Source organism: Micromonospora endolithica, from assembly GCF_003626595.1.
Taxonomy (GTDB): domain Bacteria; phylum Actinomycetota; class Actinomycetes; order Mycobacteriales; family Micromonosporaceae; genus Micromonospora; species Micromonospora endolithica.
Genome location: NZ_RBAK01000002.1, coordinates 1 through 23,410, shown reverse-complemented (window position 1 = coordinate 23,410; position 23,410 = coordinate 1). Strand labels below are relative to the sequence as shown.

The window sequence follows — 23,410 nt, the reverse complement described above, 5'->3', positions numbered from 1 at the left end:
CGCCCGCCTCGCTCGCCCGGCCGGCCGGGCTGCTCGGCTCGGCTGGCCCGGCCCGGCCCGGCCCGGCTCGCGGGCCCGGCCCGCTGGCCCGGCTCGCGGGCCCGGCCCGCTGGTCGTCCGGTCCGTCCGCCCGCCGACGCGCTGGTTCGCGGCCGATCCATTCACGACATCAGCTCGAAAGGGCTAGGACAGGCAATGCCCCACCGGCACCGGCACCGGCACCGGCACCGGCACCGGTCAGTGATTCAGCAGCCGCCGGCCGCGTCCGGGCGACCGGGGTCCGTCAGCGGCGGACGACGAAGGCGTCCGGCATCCGGAAGGTGAGGTTGTCCGGGCACCAGGGCGGGCGTACCACGGTGACGCCGCCGAGCAGCGGGGTCACCTCGTCGACCACGACCGCCGCCTCCATCCGGGCGAGCTGGTCGCCGACGCAGCGGTGCGCCCCGGCGCCGAAGGCCAGGTGCCGGCGGGAGCCGCGCTGCCCGGGGCGGAAGCCGTCGGGGTCGGCCACCACCGACGGGTCGCGGCCGGCGCGGGCCAGCCAGAGCACCAGGCTGGTGCCGGCCGGCACCGCCGTGCCGCCCAGCACCGTGTCCGTGGTGGCGACCCGCCGCCAGGTGACGATCGGCGGCTCCAGCCGCAGCCCCTCCTCGACCACCTCGGCGGCGGTCACCGTGCCGTCGCGCAGCGCGGCGCGCACGGCGGGCTCGCCGGTGAGTCGGTGCAGCAGCAGGGTCAGGAACTGGGAGGTGGTCTCCTGACCGGCGACCAGCAGGAAGAACAGGGCGCCGACCACCACGTCGGGCGGGTGGCCTTCGGACCGCAGGGCCCCGGCGAGGCCACCGCCGGTGGCCGCGAAGTCCCGCAGCACGGTGTGGAACCGCCCGACCTCACCGGCGAGGGCGAGCTGCCGGTCGGCGTCCAGCGGGGCCCAGAACAGCTCCAGCGCGGCCCGGGCGAACGCCTTGACCGCGGTCACCGGCGCGTCGGGCAGCTCGACCAGCCGGGCCAGCACCAGCAGCGGCAGGTCGGCGGCCAGGTCGCCGTGCAGGTCCACCGGTTGCCCGGCGTCCAGGGCGGCCCGGAGGGCGGCGACCCGCGCCTGCACCAGCCCGGTCAGCCAGGGACGCTGGGCGGCCACCCGGGTCGGGTGCAGGGCGTCGGCGACGACCGCGCGGATTCCGGGATGGCTGGCGCCGCCGTTGTTGGCCAGCGTCGGCGGCAGCCGGAACCGGTGCCCGGCCAGCACCCGCAGGGCGGCCACCGGCATCGGGGTGACCGCGTCGAGGGCGTTGTCCGGACGGTAGCCGACCGGGTCGGCGAGCACCTGCCGGACCAGCGCGTGCCGGGTCACCACGAGGTGGTCGACGCCGACGTGGTCGCGCACGCGGGCCACGTCCGGCCAGGGCACGCCGGCCGGCTCCGCCCAGGTCCGGAACAGCACGTCGACACGCTAGCCGGCAGCCCCCGGCCGGCCGGCCCGCAGCTGCCACACCGTGGTGCGCTTCACCCGTACGCTCTCCAGCGTCTCCGGGACCGGCACCTGGTAGACGGCCAGCTCGTCGAAGCGGTCGTGCGGCAGGAAGGCCCGCCCGGGGTCGCCGACCAGCACCCGCGCTCCTGCCCGGGTGGCCCGCAGCAGGAAACGCAGCATCCGGTTCGCCATCGCCTGGCTGTAGAAGACGTCACCGGCGAGCACCACCTCGGCGTCGCCGGCGTCGCCGTCGAGGATGTCGGCCAGGTCGGCGTCGACGCGTACCCCGTTGGCGTCGGCATTGACCGCGACGGCCGCGACGGCCAGCGGGTCGACCTCGACGGCCCGGACGGCGGTGGCACCGGCCCGCGCGGCGGCGATCGCCACCAGGCCGGACCCGGCGGCCAGGTCCAGCACCCGGCGGCCGGCGACCAGCTCCGGGTGATCGGTGACGTACCGGGCCAGGGCCTGCCCGCCGGCCCAGGCGAACGCCCAGAACGGCGGCGGTTGGGAACTGCGGAACTCGCCCTCGGTCAGCTCCCACAGCCCGACCGCGTCGTCGGCCTGGTGCAGCCGCACCTCCGGGACGAAGGGGACCGGGGCGAGGCGGGCGTGCAGGCGGACGAAGGCGGTGGAGAGCTGGGACACCGGGCGATTCTCTCCCGGGCCGCGCGCCCGGCGTGTCGCGGGGGAGTGGTGACCGGTTCACCACACACGGTGAAACCCGGCCCCGGATGTGCCGTCCGGTGCGAACACGCCCGTCTACCGGGTGGCCCGGTCTGCTCCTAGCGTTGCTCGGTGGAGACGACCGACGGGAGGCGAGACGGTGCGGACGGTGTGGCGGAACGCGTTGCGGACCGGGGTGGTGCTGGCCTGTCTGACCGGGGTGGGCCTGGCGGCGCCCACGCCGGCGCTGGCGGCCAACACCACCGAGCTGAGTGGCCTGCCGGACGAGTTCCGGGCCGGCGACCGGGTGGAGACGGTCGCGGCGGTGGTGCGCCGGGACCGGGGTGGCTGCGTCAAGGTGCGCTGGTCGATGGTGCTGCGGGTGCAGGGGCTGCGGCTCGACCAGGTGAAGGTGGACCGGGTGGAGGAGACCGGCTCGTTCCCGCTGGAGATCCGCACCGAGGGGGACACCGCCCGGCTGACCGACCGGCAATTGGACCCGGGCACGCTCTGCCCGGACCGTACGGTGACCGCCCGCTACCGGGTGGCCTTCGCCGAGGACGTCACGCGGGGGCGGGTGACGCTCGCCGCCGAGGCGTACGACGCGGGCCTGCGCCTGCTGGCCCGCGAGACGGCCACCCGTTCGGTGGTCGGGGCCCGGGGTGCGGCCACGCCGACCTCGGCGGCGCCGGAGCCCACCGGGCCGACCGAGCCCCCGACCGAGGAGCCCGAGGCGCCGTCGACCGACGGGGAGGTGTCCGACGAGGACGCCGCCGAGGTGCCGCTGCCGGCCGACGTGCCGCCCGCGGCCGGGGCGGGCCGGCCGGTGGCCGCGACGGGGGGCTTCGGCGTGGTGCAGGCGGCGTTCCTGCTCGGCGGGCTGCTGCTGTTCCTCGGGGTCGGGTTGCTGCTGCGGCTGCGGCAGGTGACCCGCAACGCCGGGGCGGCGGACGCCGGTTCCGCCGACGGGGGGACGGGTCTCGATCCGGTCTGGGAGCGGCCCCGGCCGCGACCCCGGTGGAACCCGGCCCGCCGGTGATCGATACTTTACAAAATTAGACCTCTTGTAAAACGGCGTGACGGCTGCCACAGTCGAAGGGAGACCGCGAGAGATCGGAGGTCGGCCATGGCCGTCGCCGCGTCCGTCACCCCCACCGCCTGGCGGGACACCCGCCGACCCCTCTGGCCGCTGGCGCTACTGGTCCCGGTGCTGCCCTTCCTCGGCTGGGCCGGGTGGGGCGCCACCGGTGGGGCCTGGGCGTGGTGGCTCACCCCGGCGGTCGTCTTCGGGCTCATCCCAGCGATCGACCTGCTGATCGGCGACGACCGGCGCAACCCGCCCGACGAGGCGGTGCCCCGGTTGCAGGCCGACGGCTACTACCGCTGGCTGACCTACCTCTACCTGCCCGCCCAGTACGCCGCCCTGGTCGCCTGCTGCGCGGTCTGGGCGGCCGGCGACCTGGGCCCGCTGGGCGCGGCCGGCCTGGTCGCCACGATCGGGGTGGTCAACGGCATCGCCATCAACACCGCGCACGAGCTGGGCCACAAGCGGGAGTCGGTGGAGCGCTGGCTGTCCAAGGTGGCCCTCGCGCCGACCGGGTACGGGCACTTCTTCGTCGAGCACAACCGGGGCCACCACACCCGGGTCGCCACCCCGGAGGACCCGGCCAGCTCCCGCCTCGGGGAGAGCTTCTGGGCGTTCTGGCCGCGTACCGTCTCCGGCAGCCTGCGGTCGGCCTGGCGGCTGGAGACGAGCCGGTTCCGCATCCGTGGCCGCAGCCCCTGGACGTGGCGCAACGACGTGCTGAACGCCTGGGCGATGACGCTCGCGCTGTACGCGCTGCTGGTCATCGCGTTCGGCCCGGTGGTGCTGCCGTTCCTGCTGCTCCAGGCGGTGGTCGGGTTCTCCCTGCTGGAGGCGGTCAACTACCTGGAGCACTACGGGCTGGCCCGGCAGCGCACCGCCGCCGGCCGGTACGAGAAGGTGGATCCCCGGCACAGCTGGAACAGCGACCGGACCGTCACCAACGTCTTCCTGTTCCAGCTCCAGCGGCACAGCGACCACCACGCCAACCCGCTGCGCCGCTACCAGACCCTGCGCAGCTTCGACGTCTCCCCGCAACTGCCCGCCGGCTACGCCACCATGCTGGTCGCCGCCCTGGTGCCGCCGGTGTGGCGGCGGGTGATGGACCACCGGGTGCTGGCGCACTACGAGGGTGACCTGGGGCGGGCCAACGTCCACCCGCCCGCGCTGGCCCGGCTGCGCCGCCGCGCGTCCGGACGCTGACCGGCCGGGTGCCGGCGTCAGGGCGTCCAGTCCGGGTCGCGGCCGAACGCCGCCAGCAGACGGTCCTGCTCGTCGGCGTCGGCCGGCACGTCCACGCCGGTGCGGACCAGCTCGCCGCGCTGGTAGTCGGAGACCCGGGCCCGGAACCAGCGGGCGCACTCGGCGACCGCGTCCGGGTCCAGGCGAGGGTCGGTGCCGGTCGCCACGGCCAGGTCCCAGCCGTGGATCAGATGCTCGGCGAGGAGTTGGTGCAGGTACTCGTCGGCGGGCGTCGGACCGGCGGAGAGCATGACCGTGCGGTCCAGGGCGGCCGGATGGGTGAAGGCCAGCTCCGCCTGCGCCGCCGCCTCCCGCGCCGCGGCGTGCGGGTCGGAGCCGAGCTGGTCGTGGTCGTAGCGACCGCCGACCTCCTCGGGAGTCCGGCCGGCGAGCAGCGCCACGCTCCACCGGTCCTCGCTGACCACGTGGTTGACCAGCGTCCGGACGTCCCAGTCCCGGCAGGGGGTCGGGTCCGACCACTGCCCGGGGCCGACCTGCTCCACCCGGTCGGTGAACTCGGCCAGGCCGCGACGGTAGGTCTCCAGCAGGTCCATGCGGCCGATTCTTCCGGCTCGTCCGCCGGCGCCGTGCCGTTTTGCCCCGGCCGCTCCGGCCTCTCCGGGCCCGGCGCGCTCCGGGACCGCCAGCTCGGGCCCGGCCCGGGTTGGCTCAGTCCAGCTGCGCCGGGTCCAGGCCCAGCTCGCGAGCGGTCACCAGGCGCACCCAGTCGGAGAACTGCCGCCGCGAGATGACCCGGTCGTGCACCGCGAGCTGCACCGCCAGCCCGTCCATCACCGCGTTGATCCGCCAGGCCGCGCCGTCCGGGTCGGCGCACTCGAAGGTGCCGTCGGCGACGCCGGCCGCGATCACCGTGGCCAGGTCCTGCCGCCACCGCAGGTCCAGGCGGCGGGACACCTTCTCCAACTCCGGCGTACGCAGGGACTCCGACCAGCCGTCGATCCAGAGTGACCAGGAGGTGGGCCGGCCCGCCGGGGTGTAGAGCTTCACCAGCCGGCGCAGCTTGGTCAGCGGTGGCGCGGCGGACCGCAGCACCGCGTCCAGCCGGGCGAGATCCTGCTCGACGGCGTACGCGAACGCCTCGGCGAGCATCCGGTCCTTGGTGGCGAAGTGATAGAAGACCAGCGCCTGACTGACCCCGGCGGCCTGCGCCACGTCGGCGGTCCGGGTGTTGGCCAGGCCGCGCGCCACGATCACGTCACAGGCCGTGCGCAGCAGGGCATCCAGGCGGATCTCGGCCGCACGTCTCGTCACGCCCGTCACGGTAGCCCAGGTTCCCGAACACGGCGCGTCACCAAACGCCCCGGATCAGGCTTCCGACTGTCGCAAGATGGACACTTGCCTCCACCACTCCGACCTGCCGCTGTCCGGTATTTCCGGATGGTGTTCCGCCGGGCGGGACGCGCCGGTGACACCCCGAGTTGGCAACTGTTCGACGGCTCGGCTAAAGTTCTCATCCGTCACCGGGGAACGCCGGAGACGTGCGGACGTAGCGCAGCTGGTAGCGCATCACCTTGCCAAGGTGAGGGTCGCGGGTTCGAATCCCGTCGTCCGCTCGGAGCTGCCGCCACGCATGACGGGGGCAACCTCGGTGGGGTGGCCGAGAGGCGAGGCAACGGCCTGCAAAGCCGTGTACGCGGGTTCAAATCCCGTCCCCACCTCGTAGCAAAAGGCTCGGGCGATTGGCGCAGTGGGAGCGCGCTTCCTTGACACGGAAGAGGTCACTGGTTCAAACCCAGTATCGCCCACCAGACACGAAGAAAGCCCGTCACCGACCGGTGGCGGGCTTCTTCGTCTTTCGGGTCGACCGTTCAGCTCCGTCGGCCGCCCCGGCCTCACAGCGGCGGGGCGACGTCCCGGCGCTCCTCGACCCGCCGGTACTCGACCGGCTCGGTGGTGGTGACGACCTCGCGGCGGCGACTCCAGACGAGGGTGGTCATGATCAGTCCGAGGACGCCGGCGGCCATCAGGATCCAGCCGACCACGTCGAGGTTGACGCCGCCGAGGGTGGCGTTCAGGGCGAAGGTGAGGATCGCGCCGAGCGCGATCAGGAAGATGCTGGTGCCGATACCCACGACAGCCTCCTAGTGGGGGAATGGTGTGCCGTCGATGGGATTCAGTACCCCGGCGACCACCGGCGCAACCGCCCCGGCCCACCACCGGTGCTCGCCCTACCGTCGGCGGAGCGGGCCCGGCGCAGCGGGCGATCTTGGCATCGGGTAGAGTCCACTCCGTCGCCGACTCAGGTCGGCGGCACGCGGACGTAGCGCAGCTGGTAGCGCATCACCTTGCCAAGGTGAGGGTCGCGGGTTCGAATCCCGTCGTCCGCTCGCGATCCACCCCGCAGCCGGCGGTCCCGGCGCGGGGAGCACGGGCGATTGGCGCAGTGGGAGCGCGCTTCCTTGACACGGAAGAGGTCACTGGTTCAAACCCAGTATCGCCCACCGAACCGAGGTCGGTGCCGACAGCCGCACCGGGCCTGACCGGATGCCCCTCGTGGGCATCCGGTTTTTTCTGCGTCATGCCCTGCCGGACGCGATGTCCGCGCCGCTCTTCTGCGGAGCATCACTATTGCTACTCCTGTCGCCAACTGAGGCGCTAGTCGTCTTATATCCGTTTAGGGAATACAAGGAAGTTTAAGATGGAAATTACTCCTATGCCGCCGACTTCGAAGGAGAGCACGCAGGGCTACCAGCCGCCGCAACCGCGCCGGCTCGGCACGCTCGCCGACCTGACCCGAGGCGGATTCCCCGGAGTCACCGACGCCGACGGCCAGTCCGGCGTCGAGGGATCGATCTGATCTCCGCAGTCGACTGCTCCGTTCCGACATGCTGCTCCTCGACGGTGCCGGGCGGACCTTCGGGCGACGCCCGGTCTTCTCGGGCCTCGACCTGGAGGTCTCGCCCGGCACCCGGTTGCTGCTGACCGGCGGGAACGGCGCCGGCAAGACCACCCTGCTGCGTTGCCTGGCCGGCACCCTCACGTTGAGCGCCGGCCGGGCGACGATCGCCGGTTGGGCGGTCGGGTCACCCGAGGCCCGCCGCCTGGTCGGCGTCGCTCTCGCCCCGGAGCAGACCCTCTGCGGCCGGCTCTCCGCGCACGACAACCTGATGCTGGTGGCCCGGATGCGGCTGCCCGCCCGGGAGGCCGCCCCGGCGGTCGCCCGGCTGGAGGAGGAGTTCGCCATCGCCGAGTACGCCCGACTGCCCGCGCAGCGGTGCTCCGCCGGGACGCGGGCGCGGATCAGCGCCCGCGTGCCCTGCTCGGTGGCCCGTCGGTCCTGCTGCTGGACGAACCCGGACGGTCCCTGGACGCCGCCGCGCGGACACTGTTCTGGGCCGCCCTGGACCGGCGGCCCGAACTGACCTGCGTGCTCGCCTCCCACCTGGACGAGGACCGGGCCCGCTGTCACCGCACGCTGACCATGCCGGTCCGCCGGTGAGCAGCGCCCTGCGCGCCGCGCCGGCCGCCGGTCGTCCGCCCCGGGTCGACGCGTTCCGCGCCGCGCCGGGCGGGGGGCGGGCCGGCGGGCGGGCGGTAGGGGCGCTGCTGCGCCGGGACCTGGCCGAGCGCCGCGGGCTGCGGCTGTCCTTCCTGCTGGACCTGCTGTTCGGGTTCCTCAACCTGCTGGTCTTCCTTTTCGTGTCCCGGGTGCTCATGCTGGCCCCGACCGCCGACTTCGCCGGCGCGGGACGCTACTTCGACTTCGTCGCGGTGGGGATCGTCTTCCTGCTGGTGATCCAGGCCGCGACCGTGCAGGTGGTCGCCCGGGTCGCGGCCGAGCAACGGGACGGGACGCTGGAACTGCTGGCCGCGCAGCCGGTACCGGGTTGGGCGCTCGCGTTCGGACTGGTCGGCTACCCGTTCGCCTTCGCGCTGCTGCGCGCCGGGATCTATCTGGGGCTGCTGGCCGGATTCCTCGGCCTGCACGTCGACAACGCCGACTGGCCGGGTGTGGTGGTCACGCTCGTCCTCGCGGCACTGTGCGCGCTGCCGTTCGGGGTGGTGCTGATGGGGCTCGCGGTCGTGGTCGGGCACGGCGACCCGGTGGCCCGGCTGCTGGTGGTGGCCCTGTCGTTCCTGTCCGGCACGTACTTCCCGACGGCGGCGCTGCCCGACGTCCTGCACCCGTTGTGCGCGGTGCTGCCCACCCGAGTGGCGCTGGACGGGCTGCGCCACGCCCTCACCGGAGGCGGCTGGGTCGGGGCGACCCCGGCGCTGGCCGGTACCGCCGCCGTACTCCTGCCGTTGTCCGCCTGGACGTTCGACCGCGCGCTGGGCCTCGCCCGGCGCAGAGGGGTGCTGACCCGTGGCTGACCTGACCCCGCCCCGGCCGACCGCGCACGATGTGGCGTGCGGCATTTTATACCACTTTTCCCAGGTCAGCGCCCTTTTGCTGCTGGCGGATAGGCGACGGTCGCGGCGGCTGGCGGCGCCGACCGCCGCGACTGTGCGCGGTCAGCGCACCGTGTCGTCCACGTACGCTGCCCAGGTCTTTTCGAACTCGCGGTAGGACATCCCGAACTGCTCGCGCAGGGCGGTGTCGACGCCGGCACCCTGGTAGTGCGCGGCGACGAAGCGGATCACCTTCTGGTGGCCGTACTTCTCGGCCAGGTAGCCGATCGCCGAGTGCGCCAGCCAGTAGTGGTAGCTGCCCTGCCCGTTCTTCGCGAAGAGCACGTTGGGGGGCAGCTGTTCCAGCTTGCCGCGCACCCGGAACACCGACCGCGACTCCTCGGTACGCGAGCTGCTGGTCCACTTCCGGCGGTCGTGGCCCAGGTATTCCGCGAACCCCTCCACCACCCACTTCGCGTGCCCGTCGATGCCGCCCACGCCGATCTCGAGTTCGCTGAGCACGTTGACGATGCCGTGCGCCAGCTCGTGCCGGAACAGCACCGCCGCCTGGTCCGGGTCCCCGGCGCCGAAGTAGTACCGGTCGCCGACGTCGATCACCACCCGGGTGGTGGCGACGTCCAGGGCGTCGGCGACATCGCCCTGGATGGCGCCGACCGGAGGCACCGGGATCGCCACCCCGGACTCGGTCGGCGTCTCCTTCGTGGTCCGGTAGAGCGTGCCGAGCTGCTTCTTGCCCTTGACCAGGGCGATGACGAAGCCCTTCGGGACCTCGGCGGTGACCCCGCCGTCCCGCCACGCGGCCAGGTCCTCGACGGCGGCCCGCTCGGCCACCGGTGCCAGCCGGCGCGCCTCGGCCCGCAGCTTCGCGTCGGAGATGATCACCGTGTGCGGCGTCCGCTCGACGTGGATGTCCCGCCACAGGTCCCACGGCGCCGGGTGGTAGGTGGTCGCGTTCCGGCGCTCGCCGCCGGCCAGCCGGCCGGTCACCTTGGTGATCCGCAGCGGGGCGTCCGGGCCGGCCCGCACCACGGTCCACTCGTACAGTTCCTCCACCGGCTCCGGGTCGAACGCCTCGAACTGGTGCACGAACGACACGGTGCTCCGGAACGTCACCCCGGCGCCGGTGTCGGCGAAGTCGCGGGAGATGAACTCCTGGTAGCGGGCCTGGGCCAGCGGCAGCTTCACCAGGTTGCGGAACAGGCTGGTCTGCTGGGCCACCAGGGCGGCGTCGGCCGGCTCGAACGGGGCCAGGAACGCCTTCTCGTCCCGGTCCCGCAGTGCCCGGGTGCGCCCCTCCAGCAGATCGTCGATGTCCTGCTGGGAGACCAGGTCGTGCGGCCCCGCCGTGACGCCGGAGTGCTTGTCCAGGTAGGACGACAGGGCGTACACCGACCCCACCACCATCAGCACCAGGACCAGGCCGGCCGCGCCGAGGCCGATCCACAGGCCACGCCGGGACCTCCGCGCCGGTGGCGGCGTCGTCGGGTACGGGCCGCCGGGCGGGCCGTACGCGTACGCCTGGGGGTGCGCCCCGGGCGGCCCCGGTGGACCGTACGGCCCGGCGGGCGGGGTGGGCGGTGGTGGAACGGAGGGGTACCCCTCGGCCATGTCGGATCCTCGCTCGTGTCCGTAGGGCGGGAGGCGTCCGGGACCGGACCGCCCCCGAACGGTCTCGGCGGCCATTATTTCCGGACTGCCCCCGAATCTCTGCCCCGTCCCCGCGGCCGGGCGGCCCGGCGTGCGGCGGGAGGCTTCTGCCGTCGGCAGATCCGCCACCGGCGAACATCGCAGCCGTCCGGCGTGCCGGGCCGGCACAGTGGAGCGCATGAGACTTCTGGTGCTGGGCGGCACGGGCTTCGTCGGCGGGGCCACGGTGGCCGAGGGGCTCCGTCGGGGCTGGTCGGTGACGGTGTTCAACCGGGGGCTGCACGGGACGACGCCGCCCGGCGTACACCGGTTGCGGGGTGACCGGACCGCGCCGGACGGGCTGGCCGCGCTGGCCGGCGGCGAGTGGGACCTGGTGGTCGACACCTGGGACGGCGCGCCCCGGGTCGCGGGCGCCGCGGCCGCCGCGCTGGTCGACCGGGTCGCGCGCTACGCCTACGTGTCCAGCGGTTCGGTGTACGCCGAGCCGGTGCGACCCGGCTCCGACGAGGACGCGCCGACCGTGGCCGCGGCACCGGACGCCGAGGAGGCGGACTACGCCCGCAACAAGGCCGGTGCCGAGCGGGCGGTGCGGGCGGTGTTCGGCGACCGGTCGCTGCTCGCCCGCGCCGGGTTGATCCTCGGCCCGGGGGAGGACATCGGCCGGCTGCCCTGGTGGCTGACCCGGATCGCCCGGGGCGGGGACGTGCTCGCCCCCGGCCCGGCCGACCTGCCGTTCCAGCTCGTCGACGCGCGGGACCTGGCCGGGTTCCTGCTGGACAGCACCGCGACCGGCCCGGTCAACGTGGTCAGCCGGTCCGGGCACGCCACCATGGGTGAGCTGCTCGACGCCTGTGTCGCGGTCACCGGCTCCGACGCCCGGCTGCGCTGGACCGACCCGCAGGAGATCCTGGCCGCCGGTGTCGAACCCTGGAACGACCTGCCGATCTGGATCCCACTGGGCCACGAATACCGCTGGTTGCTGGAGCGCGACGTCACCCGCGCGTACGCCGCCGGCCTCACCTGCCGGCCGGTCGCCGAGACGGTCGCCGACACCTGGGCCTGGCTGCGCGCCGTCGGCACCGTGCCGCCGCGCGCCGGCCGCCCGCAGCGCGCCCCGGTCGGCCTCGACCCGGCCCGCGAGGCGGCCCTGCTCGCCGCGCGGAACGCCCCGACCGCCTGACCGGCCCGACGGCCGGTGGCGGGTCAGCCGGGGCGCACCGGCAGGTCGAGGACGTCCTCGACGCGGCGGCGGGGGGTGGGCCAGCCGGGCTGGCCGAACCCGATCCGCAGCACCATCTGCGGCGTGCCGAACCGGCCCAGCGACAGCCGCAACTGGTCGCGGGCCCCGGGCACCTCGATCGGCTGGGACAGCAGCGACACCGCCAACCCGGCGTCGGTGGCGGTGAGCAGCACCCGCTGCAACGCCTGACCGGCGACCACCTGGTCGACGGCCGTGTTGCCCGCCGAGCCGAGCACCGCGACCAGCGGCTCCGGTTCGAAGTCGCGGCCCGGCGCGCGGTCCCGCCCACCGAACCCACGTGACGGCAGCAGGTCCTGCGGCTCGCTCTGTGGGCCGCCCGCCGCCGCCGGCACCCCGTCCGGCGCGTGCTCGCGGCGCACCCACTCCGCCCGCTCGGCCCGGTACGCCGGGTTCCGTTCCAACACCCGGTGCGCACCCCGGGCGATCTCCGCGAACGCGTTCACCGCGCTGGTGCCGATCAGCAACTCCAGCCAGCACTGCTCGGCGCGGGCCGCCTCACCCAGCCGCCAGCGGGCGTCGGCCGGCACCGGGTCCGGCCAGAACGGGGCCCGGTTGCTGAACCGGCGCGGGATCGCCGCGTGCAGCGACTGCTCCAGCGGGGTGGGCCGGCGCGGCACGTCCGGCACCAGGCGGGCCACCACGTCCGGCTCGGCCGGGTACGGGCGCAGCCGCACCACCGCCGGCGTACCCGCCACGGCCAGCGCGAGACGAAGGTTGAACAGGGCCGCCCCGCAGGCGACCCGGGCACCCCAGCCGCTCGGATCGGTCGCCGGCAGCCGCCGGGCCGGGTCGACCAGCACCTCGATCCCGCCGTCGCGCAGCCGGAAGCGCCACGGCTGGGTGTTGTGCAGCGACGGCGCCCGCACGGCGTCGGTCACGGCGACCCGCAACTGCTCCACGCCGAAGCCGATGTCCATGGCGGTGCTCCTTCCGTGGCAGGTCGTGCCGCTCCCCGAGGTCCCACTCGTGCCACCCCACCGTCGGTCACCGGCGGGGCGCGCAGGCAGGGCCGGAGGACCCGTCCGACCGGGACGTACGGCGTGGTCGGGACCTTCGGCCCGTGCGGCCCGACCCCGGTACGGGTAGAAACGAGGGATGATCCGCGTGTTCCTGCTCGACGACCACGAGGTCGTCCGTCGTGGCCTCGCCGACCTGCTCACCAGCAGCGGCGACATCGAGGTGGTCGGTGAGTCCGGCCTGGCCCAGGAGGCCTCCCGCCGCATCCCGGCCCTGAAGCCGGACGTGGCGATCCTCGACGCCCGGCTGCCCGACGGCAACGGCATCGACGTGTGCCGGGACATCCGGGCCGTGGACTCCTCGATCAAGGGCCTGATCCTCACCTCGTACGAGGACGACGAGGCGCTCTTCGCCGCGATCATGGCCGGCGCGGCCGGTTACGTGCTCAAGCAGATCCGCGGCACCGACCTGGTCGACGCGGTCCGCCGGGTGGCCGCCGGGCAGTCGCTGCTCGACCCGGCGATCACCACCCGGGTGCTGGAGCGCATCCGCAGCGGCGTCGAGCAGCCGCGCGAGCTCAAGTCACTGACCGAGCAGGAACGGCGCATCCTGGAGTACGTCGCCGAGGGGCTCACCAACCGGGAGATCGCCGGGAAGATGTTCCTGGCGGAGAAGACGGTGAAGAACTACGTGTCCAGCGTGCTGGCCAAGTTGGGCCTGGAACGCCGTACCCAGGCCGCCGTGCTCGCCACCCGCCTGCTCGGCAAGACCCACTGACCTGACCACCCGCTACGCAAGAGCCCACCGCACGTCGAGGGTGGGTGTAAGCGTGCGTCCGCGCGGTCGGCTCAGGCCCGCTCGGCAACCTCGACGCGGGCCCCGCCGTTGTTGCCACTCGTGGTGCCCTTACGCCACTGCGCGCCCGTCACGTCCATGAGGTGGCCGCCTTCTCGCTGCCCGCAGATCTTGGACATTTACCGTTCCGCGTGAACGGTAACTGTCCAAGATCTGTACGTCTGCAGTCGGCTCAGGCCCGCTCGGTGACTCCGGCGACAAACGTCCGCCAAGCGGCCGGGGCGAAGGCGAGTGTCCCGCCATCCCGATCCTTCGTGTCCCGGACCATGACGACGCCGGGAAGGTTGTCGGCCACTTCGACGCAGGCCCCGCCATTGCTCCCGCTCTTGGTGCTCTTGCGCCACTGCGCGCCGGTCATGTCCATGAGGCTGCCGCTTTCCTGACGAGGTCGAGAGACTGGACCCAGGGTAGGGCTTCTCCCACTATGCGCGCCCACCGGTGTTCAAGCGTAGCTATTTCGGCTGCGTCGTCGGTGATGTGTGCCTTCACCTGGCCGTCGAGGTGCGCCACCCGCGTGCCGTCTGGCATCTCGGCAAGGATGAACGGTCCGCCCATCCCGAGATACATCGGTGTGTCACTCGGCACGACGTGCACCTGCACACCCGGCAGTTCGGCGCATGCCGCGATGTGCTCGCACTGGGCACGCATCAGTGACCCGTCGCGCCCGACCCGCCGCCGAAGGACCGCTTCGTCCAGCACCGTGACGACCAGTGGTGGCCGCACCCTGTGCATGATCTTCTGCCGTTGCAACCGTGCCGAGGTCAGTTCGTCTACGGCCTCGGGGCCGAGGTTCGCCATGGCCAGCGTCGCCCGCGCGTATGCCTCGGTCTGAAGGAGGCCCGGCACCCACGCAAGTTCGAACCACCGCAGGGCGACTGCGTCGTGTTCGATCTCGGCCCACGCTCGGAACCACGCCGGCTCGCGGCGCTTCAGTACGTCCGGCCAAAGGTCCCCTACGTCCCGACCGAGGATTGCGGCGACCTGGGAACGATGGCGAGGGCGCGGAACGCGTCCAGGGTTCACCCAACGCTGCGCCGTCTTCGGATCGACGCGGACTTGACCTGCGAGGCTTTCCGCCGTCTCGCCCGCTTCAGCCATCGCAGCGATGAGTCCGTGATTCACACCGTCTCCCCTGAGGACGTCCCGCACATTCCGCCGACCTTACTAGCGTTGTGTATCGGTCCCACCACATTAGGCAAGGTGACTTTCAGGCGGCACGCGCCGGTGGAGGTACCCGAAGCCCGCCGGTCGTGCTCGTACCGGGCCGCCCTCGGTGAGGCGCGGGGGCGGCCCCTCCAACGACGAAGGAGGCCCCACCGTGCGACTCCGGTTCTGGCGCTGCAAGCCGGCCCCACCCTCGCTTCCCCGGCGGGCGCGGGGGGCGCACCTGCCGGGCCGCCCTGTTCGAGCCGACCCGCCCGCTTCCGGTCCAGGCTCCCGGCCGCGCCGGCAGCCCCACGCCGGCTCAGCGGTGGCGCGCGAACGGTGGCCGCGACTGAGCGCCTTCGCCAACATCTCCGTCTACATCGACCACTCCCCGAACCCGCCACCCGCGTGGACGTGCCACGTCTGCGGCACCGACTGGCCCTGCGCGAAGTGGCGGACGGCGAACCCCGGCCCGGCAGAGCGCAAGCTGCTGCTCCCCGTCATCTCCGGCCTGCTCCCGGGGGCCATCCGCGACCTGCGGGGGCGGGTGGACGGGCCGCAGCCGCCGGAGATCGTGAAGCGGTTCCTGTTCTTCCTCCCGCTGAGTGACGACGAGGCCCTCGCCATCGCCCGGCGGATGCGCTGATGAGCATCCGCCGCGTGATCCCCCATGAGCCGACGCGCCCGCTCTGGCGGTGTCGCAACTGCGGCGTGGGCTGGCCCTGCCAGTCGGCGCGGCTGTCCCTGCTGAGCGAGTACCGAGGCGACCGGGTCGCGCTCGGCGTCTACCTGGCGACGCAGCTCGACGAAGCCCAGGCCACGCTGGCCGCGCTGAACAGCGGCACGCCACCGGCGGATCTGGCGGACCGGTTCCTCGGCTGGCTCCGTGCCCGCTGAGGGTGTCCACACCCTAGCCGCCCGCCCCGTGCCTCTCCGTCCCCCGAGGAGGCGCGGGGCGGGCTTCGCCGGCAGGTCAGCCGCCACCGCCAGTCGGGCAGGGCGCGGGCGGAAAGCGCTTGGCGGGTCACGGTGGCGGCTGCTAGTTTCTCGGTGCCGTGCGAGAGACCGAGGAGGTGGTACCCGTGAACGTTTCGACATGGGTGCTCCCCTCTGGGGTCACGGTCGGGCGATAGGTCGTCCGGGAGCGCCGTTCGCGAGCACTCCCGAAAGGCACGACCATGCGTTTCACCACTGAGCAGCGCCTCGATGACGGGCTCCTCGAACGCGAATTCACCCTCGGCGAGATCCCCGGCATCCTGTGGACGCCCGGATCGGCGTCCGCACCGGTCCCGCTGATTCTGCTCGGCCACCCTCCGCTCGGACTGCGCACGATGTACCCCCGTCTGGTGGTTTGGGCCCGGCAGTCCGCGGCAGAGGGCTTCGCGGCGGCCACCATCGAGCTTCCCGGCAGCGGTGACCGACCTCGTTGGGCCGCCGCCGAGCAGGCCCGCGCCGACCTGCGCCGGGTGCTGGCGGCCGGCGAGCCGGTCAGCGACGAGATCATCGACGCCCTCGTCCTCCCGCTCGTCGACAGGGCGGTCCCGGAATGGCAGGCCGCTCTGGATGCCCTGCTGTCGCTGCCGGAAATCGGCGGCCCGGTCGGGTATTCGGGGGGAGTGATCTCCGTCGGCATCCGGCTGGCGGTGGTCGAGCCGCGTATCGTGGCCGCCGGGCTGTTCGCCGGGAGTTTCGTGCCTCGCACCATGTTCGAGGAGGCCCGGCAGGTCGTCATTCCGCTGCACGTGTTGCTGCAGTGGGACGACGAGGGGAACGACCGGCAAGCGGCCCTGGACCTGTTCGACGCCTTCGGCTCCAAGGAAAAGACGCTGCACGCCAACATGGGCGGACACACCGGCGTGCCGCGGTTCGCGGGGGAGGAGGCGGCCGGGTTCTTCGCCCGGCATCTGCGCTAGTGCCGGGACCTCGAACGGGATTCCTTCCAGGTTCTGGTCCGCTGGTTGCCAACCAACACCGTGCACGTTCGTGGTCACGGGCTCCCGACGGCCTGGATACAGACATTCGGCGAACCGTGATGAGCGCGGCTGCTGCGAAAATCGATGGTGCCGGGCCGCTCTTTGGGTTTGGGTGCACTCGTGAGCATCAGTGTGAGCACCCCGAGCGTTGACGAGCTGCCACCAGCGGTGGACGCGCTCAAGCGGTGGCAGTACGACGGGGGACCGCTGCATCTGCATTCCGGCGATCTCGGCTGGCACTCGTTGCGTGGTGCCGAGGCTACGGCGGCTGACATCCGGATGTGGTCGCGCGACGGGGAGGTGCTCGCGATCGGGCTGCTGGACGGCCCCGAACTGGTGCGCATGGCCGTCGCTCCGGACCGGCGTGATGACGAGGCCCTGGCCCGCCGGCTCGCCGCTGACCTGGACGACCCAGGGCGTGTCCTGGCTCCCGACGGTGCGACCGTCGAAGCCCGAGGTGCGGAGCGTCTGACCCAGTTGCTGCTGGAGCGGGGTTGGGAGCGGGACGAGCCGTGGACACCGTTCCACCGCGGTCTCTCGGACCCGGTACAGGACTGCGGGGTGCGCATCGAGACGATCGAGCCCGATCGCGCCGAGGTGTGGGTCGGAGTCCACTGGTCCGCGTTCCGCGGCTCACCCCTCAGCGATGCCGACCGGCGCCGCACGGTCGGGCGTTGGCTCGCCATGGCCGGTGGTCCGTTCTACGCTGACGCACGCTGCCTCGCCGCGTTCGATCAAAACGACGACGCCGTGGCAGTCGCGGCTGTGTGGTCAGCCGGCCCGGGGCGGCCAGGACTGCTGGAACCGATGGGCGTGCACCGCAGTCACCGAGGCCATGGTTACGGCACGGCGATCACGCTTGCCGCCGCTGCGGCCCTTCGCGACATGGGTTCGTCCAGCGCGAGTGTGTGCGTGGAAAGTTCCAACGTCGGCGCCGTAGCTACCTACGCCTCGGCCGGCTTCACGCCGTCGGCTGAGGTGACCGATCTGCGCCGCGGTTCCCGGTGAATACCGCGACGCCGCCGACCCGGACCCCACCCACGCCGGACTGATCAAGCTCACGGTCCACGAGGTCCGCCTGACCAACGCCTGCCTCCGGCTCAACCCCGAACTTCAGCCATGACCCCGAACGGCGGCTGTCGTACCAGCTAGCCGGGCAGCGGTACCGACCAGTGCAGGTGGGTGCCGTGCGGGGTCACCGGGCGCACCTCGAAGGTCCCGCCGTGCCGTTCGGCGCGCTCGCGCAGGTTGACCAGGCCACCCCGGGCGGCCGCCGGGTCGCAGCCCACCCCGTCGTCGGTGACGGTCACCGTGACCCGGCCGGCGTCGACGCGTACCGCCACGGCGACGTGCCGGGCGTGCGCGTGGCGTACCGCGTTGGACAGGGCCTCGCGCAGCACGGCCGTGAGGTCGGGGCGGACCTCGTCCGGCACGGCGCTGTCGACCGGCCCGACCAGCTCCAGGGTGGGCCGGTAGCCGAGTGACTCGGTGGCCACCTCGACCGCCTCCCGGATCTCGGTGCGCAGCGCCGAACTCATCGGGGTACGCAGCTCGAAGATGGTCCGCCGGATGTCCCGGATGGTGGCGTCGAGGTCGTCCACCGCCGCGTTGATCCGCTTGGCGACGTCCGGGCGCGCGGTCAGCGGCACCGTGCTCTGCAACTGCAGGCCGGTGGCGAACAACCGCTGGATGACCACGTCGTGCAGGTCCCGGGCGATCCGTTCGCGGTCCTCCAGGACCACCAGCAGCTCCCGCTCCTCCTGCCCCCGGGCCCGCTCCATGGCCAGCGCCGCCTGCCCGGCGAAGCTGCCCAGCAGGGCCAGGTCGTCGGTCGCCCCGCCCAGGTCCGGACGGTAGGCGATGACCAGCACCCCGTGCAGGGTGTCCGCGGTGGCCAGCGGGGAGACCACCGCCGGACCGGTGTGCAGCAGCGCCGGCCAGGGCGCGGCGTGCGCCAGGTCGTCCACCCGGTCCTGCCGGCCGTCCCGGACGGCGGCGGCGAAGCTGGTCTCGGCGGCCGGCAGCACGGTGCCGGAGAGCGCCCCGGCCTGCCCGCCGGCGCCGTCGACCACCTCGACGGTGAACTCGTCGCTCTCCGGGTCGTAGAGCAGCACCAGCGCCAGCTCCGCCTCGGCGACCTCCCGGGCCCGGCGGGCCACCAGCGCCAGCGCGTCGGTGCGGCGCACCTCGCCGAGCAGCACCGAGGTGATCTCGGCGGTGGCGGCCAGCCAGCGTTCCCGGCGGTGGGCCAGCGCGTACAGCCGGGCGTTCTCGATCGCCACGCCGGCCGCGGCGGCGAGCGCGACGACGATCTCCTCGTCGTCATCGGTGAACTGCGCGCCGCCCTGCTTCTCGGCCAGGTAGAGGTTGCCGAACACCTGGTCGCGGATGCGCACCGGCACGCCGAGGAAGCTGTGCATCGGCGGGTGGTGCGCCGGGAAACCGTACGACTTGGGGTGCTGGGTGATGTCCGGCATCCGCACCGGGCGGGGGTCGTCGATGAGCAGGCCGAGCACGCCCCGCCCGTGCGGCAGGTCGCCGATCCGGGCGTGCGTCTCGGCGTCGATGCCGTGGGTGATGAAGTCGTGCAGCATCCGGTCGTGGCCGATCACGCCGAGCGCGCCGTAGCGGGCGCCGACCAGCGAACAGGCCGACTCCACGATCCGTTGCAGGGTGCTGCGCAGGTCCAGGTCGCTGCCGATGCCGACCACCGCGTCGAGCAGCGCGCGCAGCCGCTCCCGGCTGGTCATCACCTCGCCGACCCGGTCCAGCATCTCCTGGAGCAGCTCGTCGAGGTGGACCCGGGACAGCGGACTCAGCCCCAGCGAAGGGGGTGTCTGGGGATCCCGTCGGGGACTTGGTGCGCTGCTGGCCACGCGGCGATGCTATCGCCGGCGTGGCCGGACCGGCACCCCCCGCTAACCGCGGACCGCGGAGGTGTCGACCACCTGCGCGACGTCCAGGCGGGGGGTGTGCGGCGGGCCGGCGTGCGCCGGGTCCGCGATCCCCAGGCGCATCACCAGGTACGGCAGACCGAGCCCGGCCAGCAGGCCACGCAACGTCTGCCGGGTGCCCGGCACCTCCACGACCCCGCTCAGCGGCACCAGGGAGACGCCCAGCCGGGTGGCGGTCAGCCACGCGGCGGAGAGCGCCTCGCCGGCGCGCAGCCAGTTGTCCGGCTCGTCCTCGTCGCCGTAGAGCAGCGCGTACACCGCCGCCCGGTCGTGGCCCGGCCCGACCGGCAGGCTGCCGGGGCGGCCGAAGTCCCGGGCCGGCACGGTGGTCTGCGGCGCCGACGCGGGCAGCACGTCCGACGGCAGGCCGGTGCCCCCGGCCCGGCTGGTCCAGTAGGCGAGTTCCTCACGCAGTTGCGGGTCCTCCGCCTCGACCGTGGCCGCGTGTGACGCGGCGGCGGCCAGCTCCAGCACCTGGTCGGAGTCGAGCAGGTGGAACCGCACCCCCTGGGCGGCGGCCGCGGCACCGATCTCCCCGAGCGCGGCGCTGGGCACCGGCTCGTCGCTGACCGGCCGCCGGTCGGTGTGCCGCACCTGCATGCACTGCACCAGGCGCATCGCGTCCGGTTCCACCTCGGCGCGGCTCGGGCCGGTCAGTCGGGCCACCAGGTCCTCGTCGGCCGGGTCCGGCATCCGCTCCACCGTCGCCCGCCACCCCTCGGCGGCGAGCGCGACCCGGGCGTGATGCAGCGCGGCGCCGCAGCTCAGCGTGAGCAGCCGACCCTCCGGGTCGGTGGCGGCGAGCTGCCGGTCCCGCGCCACCCGCAGCTCCAGGGCGTCGGGCAGCACCCGCCAGCGCCACGGCTGCGTGTTGTGCAACGAGGGGGCGTGGCCGGCGGTCGCCGCCGCCTCCGCCAGGGCGGTGGCGACCGGGCGATCCGTCGCCGGGGTCTCGTGGCTCATCGTCACGACCTTTCCGTTTCCAAGCCCATCGTGCCGCACCGACCGGTGCCCCGGGCCGGGTTACCGCTCCATCGTGCGCCATTCCGGCACCCGCCGCACGGCCCGCAGGTCCCGACCCGGCCGGGCATTTCGGCCCGGCCGACCCGACCGTGCTGGGACGATCCGCGGGTGGGAGCCGAGCCGCAGGAGTGCCTGCCGGAGCAGCCGGCGCGCCGTGAACGCGGCCGCCGTCGGCTGCTCTGGGTGCCGCTGACCGGGCTGACCGCGCTGGTGCTCGCCGGTGCGGCGTTGCGGCTGGCCGGGCGGGCCGGTCCGGCCGACCTGGTGTGGGCGGCGGCGACGGTGGCCGCGCTGGTCCCCGCCGCCTGGGCGGTGCTGCGTGACCTGTGGCGCCGCCGGTTCGGCGTGGACGTGATCGCGGTTCTCGCCCTGGCCGGTGCGCTCGTGGTCCGGGAGTACCTGGCCGGGGCCGTCATCGCGGTCATGCTGGCCACCGGGCGGGCGTTGGAGGCGTACGCCCGGCAACGGGCGACCCGCGACCTGCGCGCGCTGCTCGCCCGGGCACCGCGCACCGCGCGCCGGCGCGGACCGGACGGGACAATCGAGGTGGTGCCGCTGGACCGGGTACGGGTGGGCGACGCCCTGCTGGTCGGACCCGGCGACGTGGTGCCGGTGGACGGGCGGGTCGACGAGCCGGTGACCCTGGACGAGTCGGTGGTGACCGGCGAGTCCCGGCTGGTCCACCGGGCGGCGGGGGAACAGGTGGCCAGCGGCGTGGTCAACGCCGGCGCCGGTTTCCCGATGCGGGCGGTGAAGGACGCGGCGGCCAGCACGTACGCGGGAATCGTCCGGCTCGCCGAGGAGGCCAGCGCGCACCGGGCGCCGATGGTCCGGCTGGCCGACCGGTACGCCGCCGCGTTCGTGCCGTTCACCCTGGTCCTCGCCGGCCTGGCGTGGCTGCTGTCCGGCGAGTTCGTCCGGGCGGTGGCCGTGCTGGTGGTGGCCACCCCGTGCCCGCTGCTGCTGGCCACCCCGATCGCGATCGTGTCCGGGCTGTCCCGGACCGCCCGGCGGGGGGTGCTGGTCCGCGACGGCGCCTCGCTGGAGCTGCTCGGCCGGGCCCGGACCCTGCTGGTGGACAAGACCGGCACGCTCACCGCCGGCCGGCCGCGTGCCGCCGAGACGGTCGCCGCGCCCGGCGGGGACCGCGACGAGGTGCTGCGCCTGGCCGCCTCGGTGGAGCAGCTCTCCCCGCACGTGCTGGCCCGCGCGCTGGTGCGGCAGGCCCGGGACCGGGGGCTGCGCCTGGCCGAGCCGCGCGACGTCACCGAGGAGCCGGGCCGGGGCGTACGGGGTCGCGTCGAGGGGCGGACCGTGCGGGTCGGACAGCTCGACGGTGACCTGCCGGACTGGGCCGAGCGGGCCCGCTCCCGCGCCGACCTCGCCGGGCACTCGGTGGTGTGGGTGGGCGGCGACGCCGGCCCGCTCGGGGCGATCCTGCTGGAGGATCCGGTCCGCCCCGATGCCCGGCGCACCGTACGGCGGCTGCGCGAGGCGGGCCTGCGCCGGATCGTGATGGTGACCGGGGACCGGCCGGACACCGCCGAGCAGGTGGCCCGGACCGTCGGGGTGGACGACGTGCTGGCCCGCTGCTCACCGGCGGAGAAGGTGGACCGGGTCCGCGCGGAGGCCGACCGGGCGGTGACCGTGATGGTCGGCGACGGGGTCAACGACGCCCCGGCGCTGGCCGAGGCGCACGTGGGCGTGGCGATGGGGGCGACCGGAGCGACCGCCTCGGCGGACGTCGCCGACGCGGTGCTCACCGTGGACCGGCTGGACCGGCTCGCCGACGCCGTGGAGATCGCCCGGTACGCCCGCCGCGTCGCCGTGCAGAGCGCGACCGTCGGCATGGGCCTGGCCGGGCTGGCGATGCTGGCGGCGGCGGCCGGCCGGCTGCCGCCGGTGGCCGGCGCGTTCCTCCAGGAAGGCATCGACGTGCTGGTGATCCTCAACGCGCTGCGGGCGCTGCGCGGCGGGCTGCGCCACCGTGACCTGCCCGCGGGCACCCGCGAGCTGCTCACCACGTACGCCGGCCAGCACGACCGGGTCCGGGACGTGCTCGCCGACCTGCGGGACGCCGCCGACCTGCTGGCCACCCGACCGGACGACCCGACCTGCCTGCCGGCGCTGCGGGCGACGCACCGGCGGCTGACCGGGGAGGTGCTGCCGCACGACACGGCCGAGGAACAGCGGCTCTACCCGGCGTTGGCCGACCCGCTGGGCGGCACCGGAGCCACCGCCACGACCAGCCGGGCGCACGTGGAGATCCGCCGGCTGACCGACCGGATCGGCGCCCACCTGGCCCAGACCGGGGCCGGGCCGGTCCGCCCGGACCAGCGCACCGACCTGCTCGCCACCCTCTACGGCCTGGCCGCCGTCCTGCGGCTACACCTGGACCAGGAGGACGAGGAGTACTACGCGCTCAGTCCACCCGCCCCCGGCTGAGCGCCACCGCGCCCGCCGGTCGCCGGCGGCCTGCGGTGGCTTGCGGCGCGCCCGTCGGTGGCTGGCGGCCTGCCCACCGGTCGCCGGCACTGGGCCCGCCGTTCGCCGGCGGCGCGCGCCCGTCGATCGGCCGGCCCCGAGGGCACCAGATCCGAAGGCGTTATGTCGCACAGACATAATTATGGGTCTTGTGACGTGTCTGTGGGTGGTTGGGCGCGTCAGTGATGGCGCACGCCGTTGTCCTGCCTAGGTTCTGGCTTGTCGAAGGTCAGAACTGTGAGGGCGGGAGAACGGCGTGCGTTCTGCCAG

24 protein-coding genes and 5 tRNA genes are annotated in these 23,410 nt (G+C 73.9%); 17 read left to right on the top strand and 12 right to left on the bottom strand.

The window, feature by feature from the left end; all coding sequences use genetic code 11:
* Window positions 1-283: 283 nt before the first annotated feature.
* Together D7223_RS06005 and D7223_RS06000 are read right to left on the bottom strand one after the other, a co-directional pair.
* Window positions 284-1,444 (bottom strand): cytochrome P450, encoded by a 1,161-nt coding sequence (locus D7223_RS06005; protein WP_120725878.1) that lies wholly within the window; start codon window positions 1,442-1,444, stop codon window positions 284-286.
* A gap of 9 nt (window positions 1,445-1,453) precedes the next feature.
* A complete protein-coding gene (locus D7223_RS06000) occupies window positions 1,454-2,122 on the bottom strand; it encodes a class I SAM-dependent methyltransferase (RefSeq protein WP_120725876.1) in 669 nt (222 codons plus the stop codon).
* A gap of 178 nt (window positions 2,123-2,300) precedes the next feature.
* Between D7223_RS06000 and D7223_RS05995 the strand changes: the two genes are divergently transcribed.
* Window positions 2,301-3,179 (top strand): hypothetical protein, encoded by an 879-nt coding sequence (locus tag D7223_RS05995; protein ID WP_120725874.1) that lies wholly within the window; start codon window positions 2,301-2,303, stop codon window positions 3,177-3,179.
* 87 nt (window positions 3,180-3,266) lie between these two features.
* Entirely contained in the window at window positions 3,267-4,427 is a 1,161-nt protein-coding gene (locus D7223_RS05990) for an alkane 1-monooxygenase (RefSeq protein ID WP_120725872.1), read from the top strand.
* Between the two features lie 17 nt (window positions 4,428-4,444).
* Here D7223_RS05990 and D7223_RS05985 read toward each other — a convergent pair whose 3' ends face one another.
* Window positions 4,445-5,020: a TIGR03086 family metal-binding protein gene (locus D7223_RS05985; RefSeq protein WP_120725869.1), complete on the bottom strand. Its 576-nt coding sequence runs from the start codon at window positions 5,018-5,020 to the stop codon at window positions 4,445-4,447.
* A gap of 115 nt (window positions 5,021-5,135) precedes the next feature.
* Window positions 5,136-5,738, bottom strand: coding sequence for a TetR/AcrR family transcriptional regulator (locus D7223_RS05980; protein ID WP_120725867.1), 603 nt, complete (start codon window positions 5,736-5,738; stop codon window positions 5,136-5,138).
* A 229-nt stretch (window positions 5,739-5,967) separates the two neighbouring features.
* On the opposite strand from D7223_RS05980, the gene D7223_RS05975 reads away from it, so the two are divergent.
* The 3 genes from D7223_RS05975 to D7223_RS05965 all read left to right on the top strand — a co-directional run bounded on the left by D7223_RS05975 (window position 5,968) and on the right by D7223_RS05965 (window position 6,235).
* Window positions 5,968-6,040, top strand: a tRNA-Gly gene (locus tag D7223_RS05975).
* Between the two features lie 34 nt (window positions 6,041-6,074).
* Window positions 6,075-6,145, top strand: a tRNA-Cys gene (locus D7223_RS05970).
* Between the two features lie 15 nt (window positions 6,146-6,160).
* Window positions 6,161-6,235 (top strand) — tRNA-Val (locus D7223_RS05965).
* 84 nt (window positions 6,236-6,319) lie between these two features.
* Here the strand turns inward: D7223_RS05965 and D7223_RS05960 are convergent.
* Window positions 6,320-6,559 carry a DUF6458 family protein gene (locus tag D7223_RS05960; protein ID WP_120725865.1) on the bottom strand — a complete coding sequence of 80 codons (240 nt, stop codon included), beginning with the start codon at window positions 6,557-6,559 and terminating at the stop codon, window positions 6,320-6,322.
* Window positions 6,560-6,741: 182 nt separating this feature from the next.
* Here D7223_RS05960 and D7223_RS05955 point away from each other — a divergent pair.
* The 5 genes from D7223_RS05955 (at window position 6,742) to D7223_RS05940 (ending at window position 8,801) form a co-directional block, all read left to right on the top strand.
* Window positions 6,742-6,814 (top strand) — tRNA-Gly (locus D7223_RS05955).
* 42 nt (window positions 6,815-6,856) lie between these two features.
* Window positions 6,857-6,928: transfer RNA gene (locus D7223_RS05950), tRNA-Val, on the top strand.
* Window positions 6,929-7,140: 212 nt separating this feature from the next.
* A complete protein-coding gene (locus D7223_RS32700) occupies window positions 7,141-7,284 on the top strand; it encodes a hypothetical protein (protein WP_158610830.1) in 144 nt (47 codons plus the stop codon).
* Window positions 7,285-7,312: 28 nt separating this feature from the next.
* Window positions 7,313-7,849 (top strand): ABC transporter ATP-binding protein, encoded by a 537-nt coding sequence (locus tag D7223_RS05945; protein WP_120725863.1) that lies wholly within the window; start codon window positions 7,313-7,315, stop codon window positions 7,847-7,849.
* Between the two features lie 73 nt (window positions 7,850-7,922).
* Window positions 7,923-8,801 carry an ABC transporter permease gene (locus D7223_RS05940; protein ID WP_158610829.1) on the top strand — a complete coding sequence of 293 codons (879 nt, stop codon included), beginning with the start codon at window positions 7,923-7,925 and terminating at the stop codon, window positions 8,799-8,801.
* 141 nt (window positions 8,802-8,942) lie between these two features.
* Here D7223_RS05940 and D7223_RS32695 read toward each other — a convergent pair whose 3' ends face one another.
* Entirely contained in the window at window positions 8,943-10,448 is a 1,506-nt protein-coding gene (locus tag D7223_RS32695; RefSeq protein WP_158610828.1) for a hypothetical protein, read from the bottom strand.
* A gap of 217 nt (window positions 10,449-10,665) precedes the next feature.
* Between D7223_RS32695 and D7223_RS05930 the strand changes: the two genes are divergently transcribed.
* A complete protein-coding gene (locus D7223_RS05930; protein WP_120725859.1) occupies window positions 10,666-11,667 on the top strand; it encodes an NAD-dependent epimerase/dehydratase family protein in 1,002 nt (333 codons plus the stop codon).
* A 23-nt stretch (window positions 11,668-11,690) separates the two neighbouring features.
* Here the strand turns inward: D7223_RS05930 and D7223_RS05925 are convergent, their stop codons facing one another.
* On the bottom strand, window positions 11,691-12,665 hold the full coding sequence (locus D7223_RS05925; RefSeq protein ID WP_120725857.1) for an Acg family FMN-binding oxidoreductase: 975 nt from the start codon (window positions 12,663-12,665) through the stop codon (window positions 11,691-11,693).
* Window positions 12,666-12,843: 178 nt separating this feature from the next.
* Here D7223_RS05925 and D7223_RS05920 point away from each other — a divergent pair, with 178 nt between their 5' ends.
* On the top strand, window positions 12,844-13,482 hold the full coding sequence (locus D7223_RS05920; RefSeq protein WP_120725853.1) for a response regulator: 639 nt from the start codon (window positions 12,844-12,846) through the stop codon (window positions 13,480-13,482).
* A gap of 71 nt (window positions 13,483-13,553) precedes the next feature.
* Here D7223_RS05920 and D7223_RS05915 read toward each other — a convergent pair whose 3' ends face one another.
* Genes D7223_RS05915 through D7223_RS05905 form a run of 3 tightly spaced genes read right to left on the bottom strand, consistent with a single transcriptional unit; the run spans window position 13,554 to window position 14,682 of the window.
* Window positions 13,554-13,679, bottom strand: a complete 126-nt coding sequence (locus D7223_RS05915; RefSeq protein ID WP_238161674.1) for a DUF397 domain-containing protein — start codon at window positions 13,677-13,679, stop codon at window positions 13,554-13,556.
* 53 nt (window positions 13,680-13,732) lie between these two features.
* The gene (locus D7223_RS05910; RefSeq protein WP_120725849.1) at window positions 13,733-13,924 is read right to left on the bottom strand and encodes a DUF397 domain-containing protein; all 192 of its coding nucleotides are present in this window, start codon (window positions 13,922-13,924) and stop codon (window positions 13,733-13,735) included.
* A complete protein-coding gene (locus D7223_RS05905; RefSeq protein ID WP_120727010.1) occupies window positions 13,915-14,682 on the bottom strand; it encodes a DUF5753 domain-containing protein in 768 nt (255 codons plus the stop codon). Before D7223_RS05905 ends, D7223_RS05910 begins: the two co-directional genes overlap by 10 nt.
* A gap of 349 nt (window positions 14,683-15,031) precedes the next feature.
* On the opposite strand from D7223_RS05905, the gene D7223_RS05900 reads away from it, so the two are divergent.
* The 4 genes from D7223_RS05900 (at window position 15,032) to D7223_RS05885 (ending at window position 17,687) form a co-directional block, all read left to right on the top strand.
* A complete protein-coding gene (locus D7223_RS05900) occupies window positions 15,032-15,352 on the top strand; it encodes a hypothetical protein (RefSeq protein WP_120725847.1) in 321 nt (106 codons plus the stop codon).
* On the top strand, window positions 15,352-15,603 hold the full coding sequence (locus D7223_RS05895) for a flavin reductase (protein ID WP_120725845.1): 252 nt from the start codon (window positions 15,352-15,354) through the stop codon (window positions 15,601-15,603). Before D7223_RS05900 ends, D7223_RS05895 begins: the two co-directional genes overlap by 1 nt.
* A 281-nt stretch (window positions 15,604-15,884) precedes the next feature.
* Window positions 15,885-16,619 carry a dienelactone hydrolase family protein gene (locus D7223_RS05890; RefSeq protein WP_120725843.1) on the top strand — a complete coding sequence of 245 codons (735 nt, stop codon included), beginning with the start codon at window positions 15,885-15,887 and terminating at the stop codon, window positions 16,617-16,619.
* Between the two features lie 180 nt (window positions 16,620-16,799).
* Window positions 16,800-17,687, top strand: coding sequence for a GNAT family N-acetyltransferase (locus tag D7223_RS05885; RefSeq protein WP_120725841.1), 888 nt, complete (start codon window positions 16,800-16,802; stop codon window positions 17,685-17,687).
* Window positions 17,688-17,827: 140 nt separating this feature from the next.
* Here D7223_RS05885 and D7223_RS05880 read toward each other — a convergent pair whose 3' ends face one another.
* Window positions 17,828-19,453, bottom strand: coding sequence for a sensor histidine kinase (locus D7223_RS05880; protein ID WP_120725839.1), 1,626 nt, complete (start codon window positions 19,451-19,453; stop codon window positions 17,828-17,830).
* A 144-nt stretch (window positions 19,454-19,597) separates the two neighbouring features.
* Window positions 19,598-20,596, bottom strand: coding sequence for an Acg family FMN-binding oxidoreductase (locus tag D7223_RS05875; RefSeq protein ID WP_186832248.1), 999 nt, complete (start codon window positions 20,594-20,596; stop codon window positions 19,598-19,600).
* Between the two features lie 168 nt (window positions 20,597-20,764).
* Here D7223_RS05875 and D7223_RS05870 point away from each other — a divergent pair, with 168 nt between their 5' ends.
* Window positions 20,765-23,101, top strand: coding sequence for a heavy metal translocating P-type ATPase (locus D7223_RS05870; RefSeq protein ID WP_120725837.1), 2,337 nt, complete (start codon window positions 20,765-20,767; stop codon window positions 23,099-23,101).
* The last annotated feature ends 309 nt before the right edge of the window (window positions 23,102-23,410 follow it).

What these genes read in the sequence shown, in the direction of transcription:
- D7223_RS05930 (WP_120725859.1), top strand. Translation starts at nt 10,666, where the DNA reads ATGAGACTTCTGGTGCTGGGCGGCACGGGCTTCGTCGGCGGGGCCACG.
- D7223_RS05925 (WP_120725857.1), bottom strand. Translation starts at nt 12,665, where the DNA reads ATGGACATCGGCTTCGGCGTGGAGCAGTTGCGGGTCGCCGTGACCGAC.
- D7223_RS32695 (WP_158610828.1), bottom strand. Translation starts at nt 10,448, where the DNA reads ATGGCCGAGGGGTACCCCTCCGTTCCACCACCGCCCACCCCGCCCGCC.
- D7223_RS05890 (WP_120725843.1), top strand. Translation starts at nt 15,885, where the DNA reads ATGCGTTTCACCACTGAGCAGCGCCTCGATGACGGGCTCCTCGAACGC.
- D7223_RS05875 (WP_186832248.1), bottom strand. Translation starts at nt 20,596, where the DNA reads ATGAGCCACGAGACCCCGGCGACGGATCGCCCGGTCGCCACCGCCCTG.
- D7223_RS32700 (WP_158610830.1), top strand. Translation starts at nt 7,141, where the DNA reads ATGCCGCCGACTTCGAAGGAGAGCACGCAGGGCTACCAGCCGCCGCAA.
- D7223_RS05910 (WP_120725849.1), bottom strand. Translation starts at nt 13,924, where the DNA reads ATGGACATGACCGGCGCGCAGTGGCGCAAGAGCACCAAGAGCGGGAGC.
- D7223_RS05895 (WP_120725845.1), top strand. Translation starts at nt 15,352, where the DNA reads ATGAGCATCCGCCGCGTGATCCCCCATGAGCCGACGCGCCCGCTCTGG.
- D7223_RS05920 (WP_120725853.1), top strand. Translation starts at nt 12,844, where the DNA reads ATGATCCGCGTGTTCCTGCTCGACGACCACGAGGTCGTCCGTCGTGGC.
- D7223_RS05915 (WP_238161674.1), bottom strand. Translation starts at nt 13,679, where the DNA reads ATGTCCAAGATCTGCGGGCAGCGAGAAGGCGGCCACCTCATGGACGTG.
- D7223_RS05985 (WP_120725869.1), bottom strand. Translation starts at nt 5,020, where the DNA reads ATGGACCTGCTGGAGACCTACCGTCGCGGCCTGGCCGAGTTCACCGAC.
- D7223_RS05990 (WP_120725872.1), top strand. Translation starts at nt 3,267, where the DNA reads ATGGCCGTCGCCGCGTCCGTCACCCCCACCGCCTGGCGGGACACCCGC.
- D7223_RS05880 (WP_120725839.1), bottom strand. Translation starts at nt 19,453, where the DNA reads ATGCTGGACCGGGTCGGCGAGGTGATGACCAGCCGGGAGCGGCTGCGC.
- D7223_RS05945 (WP_120725863.1), top strand. Translation starts at nt 7,313, where the DNA reads ATGCTGCTCCTCGACGGTGCCGGGCGGACCTTCGGGCGACGCCCGGTC.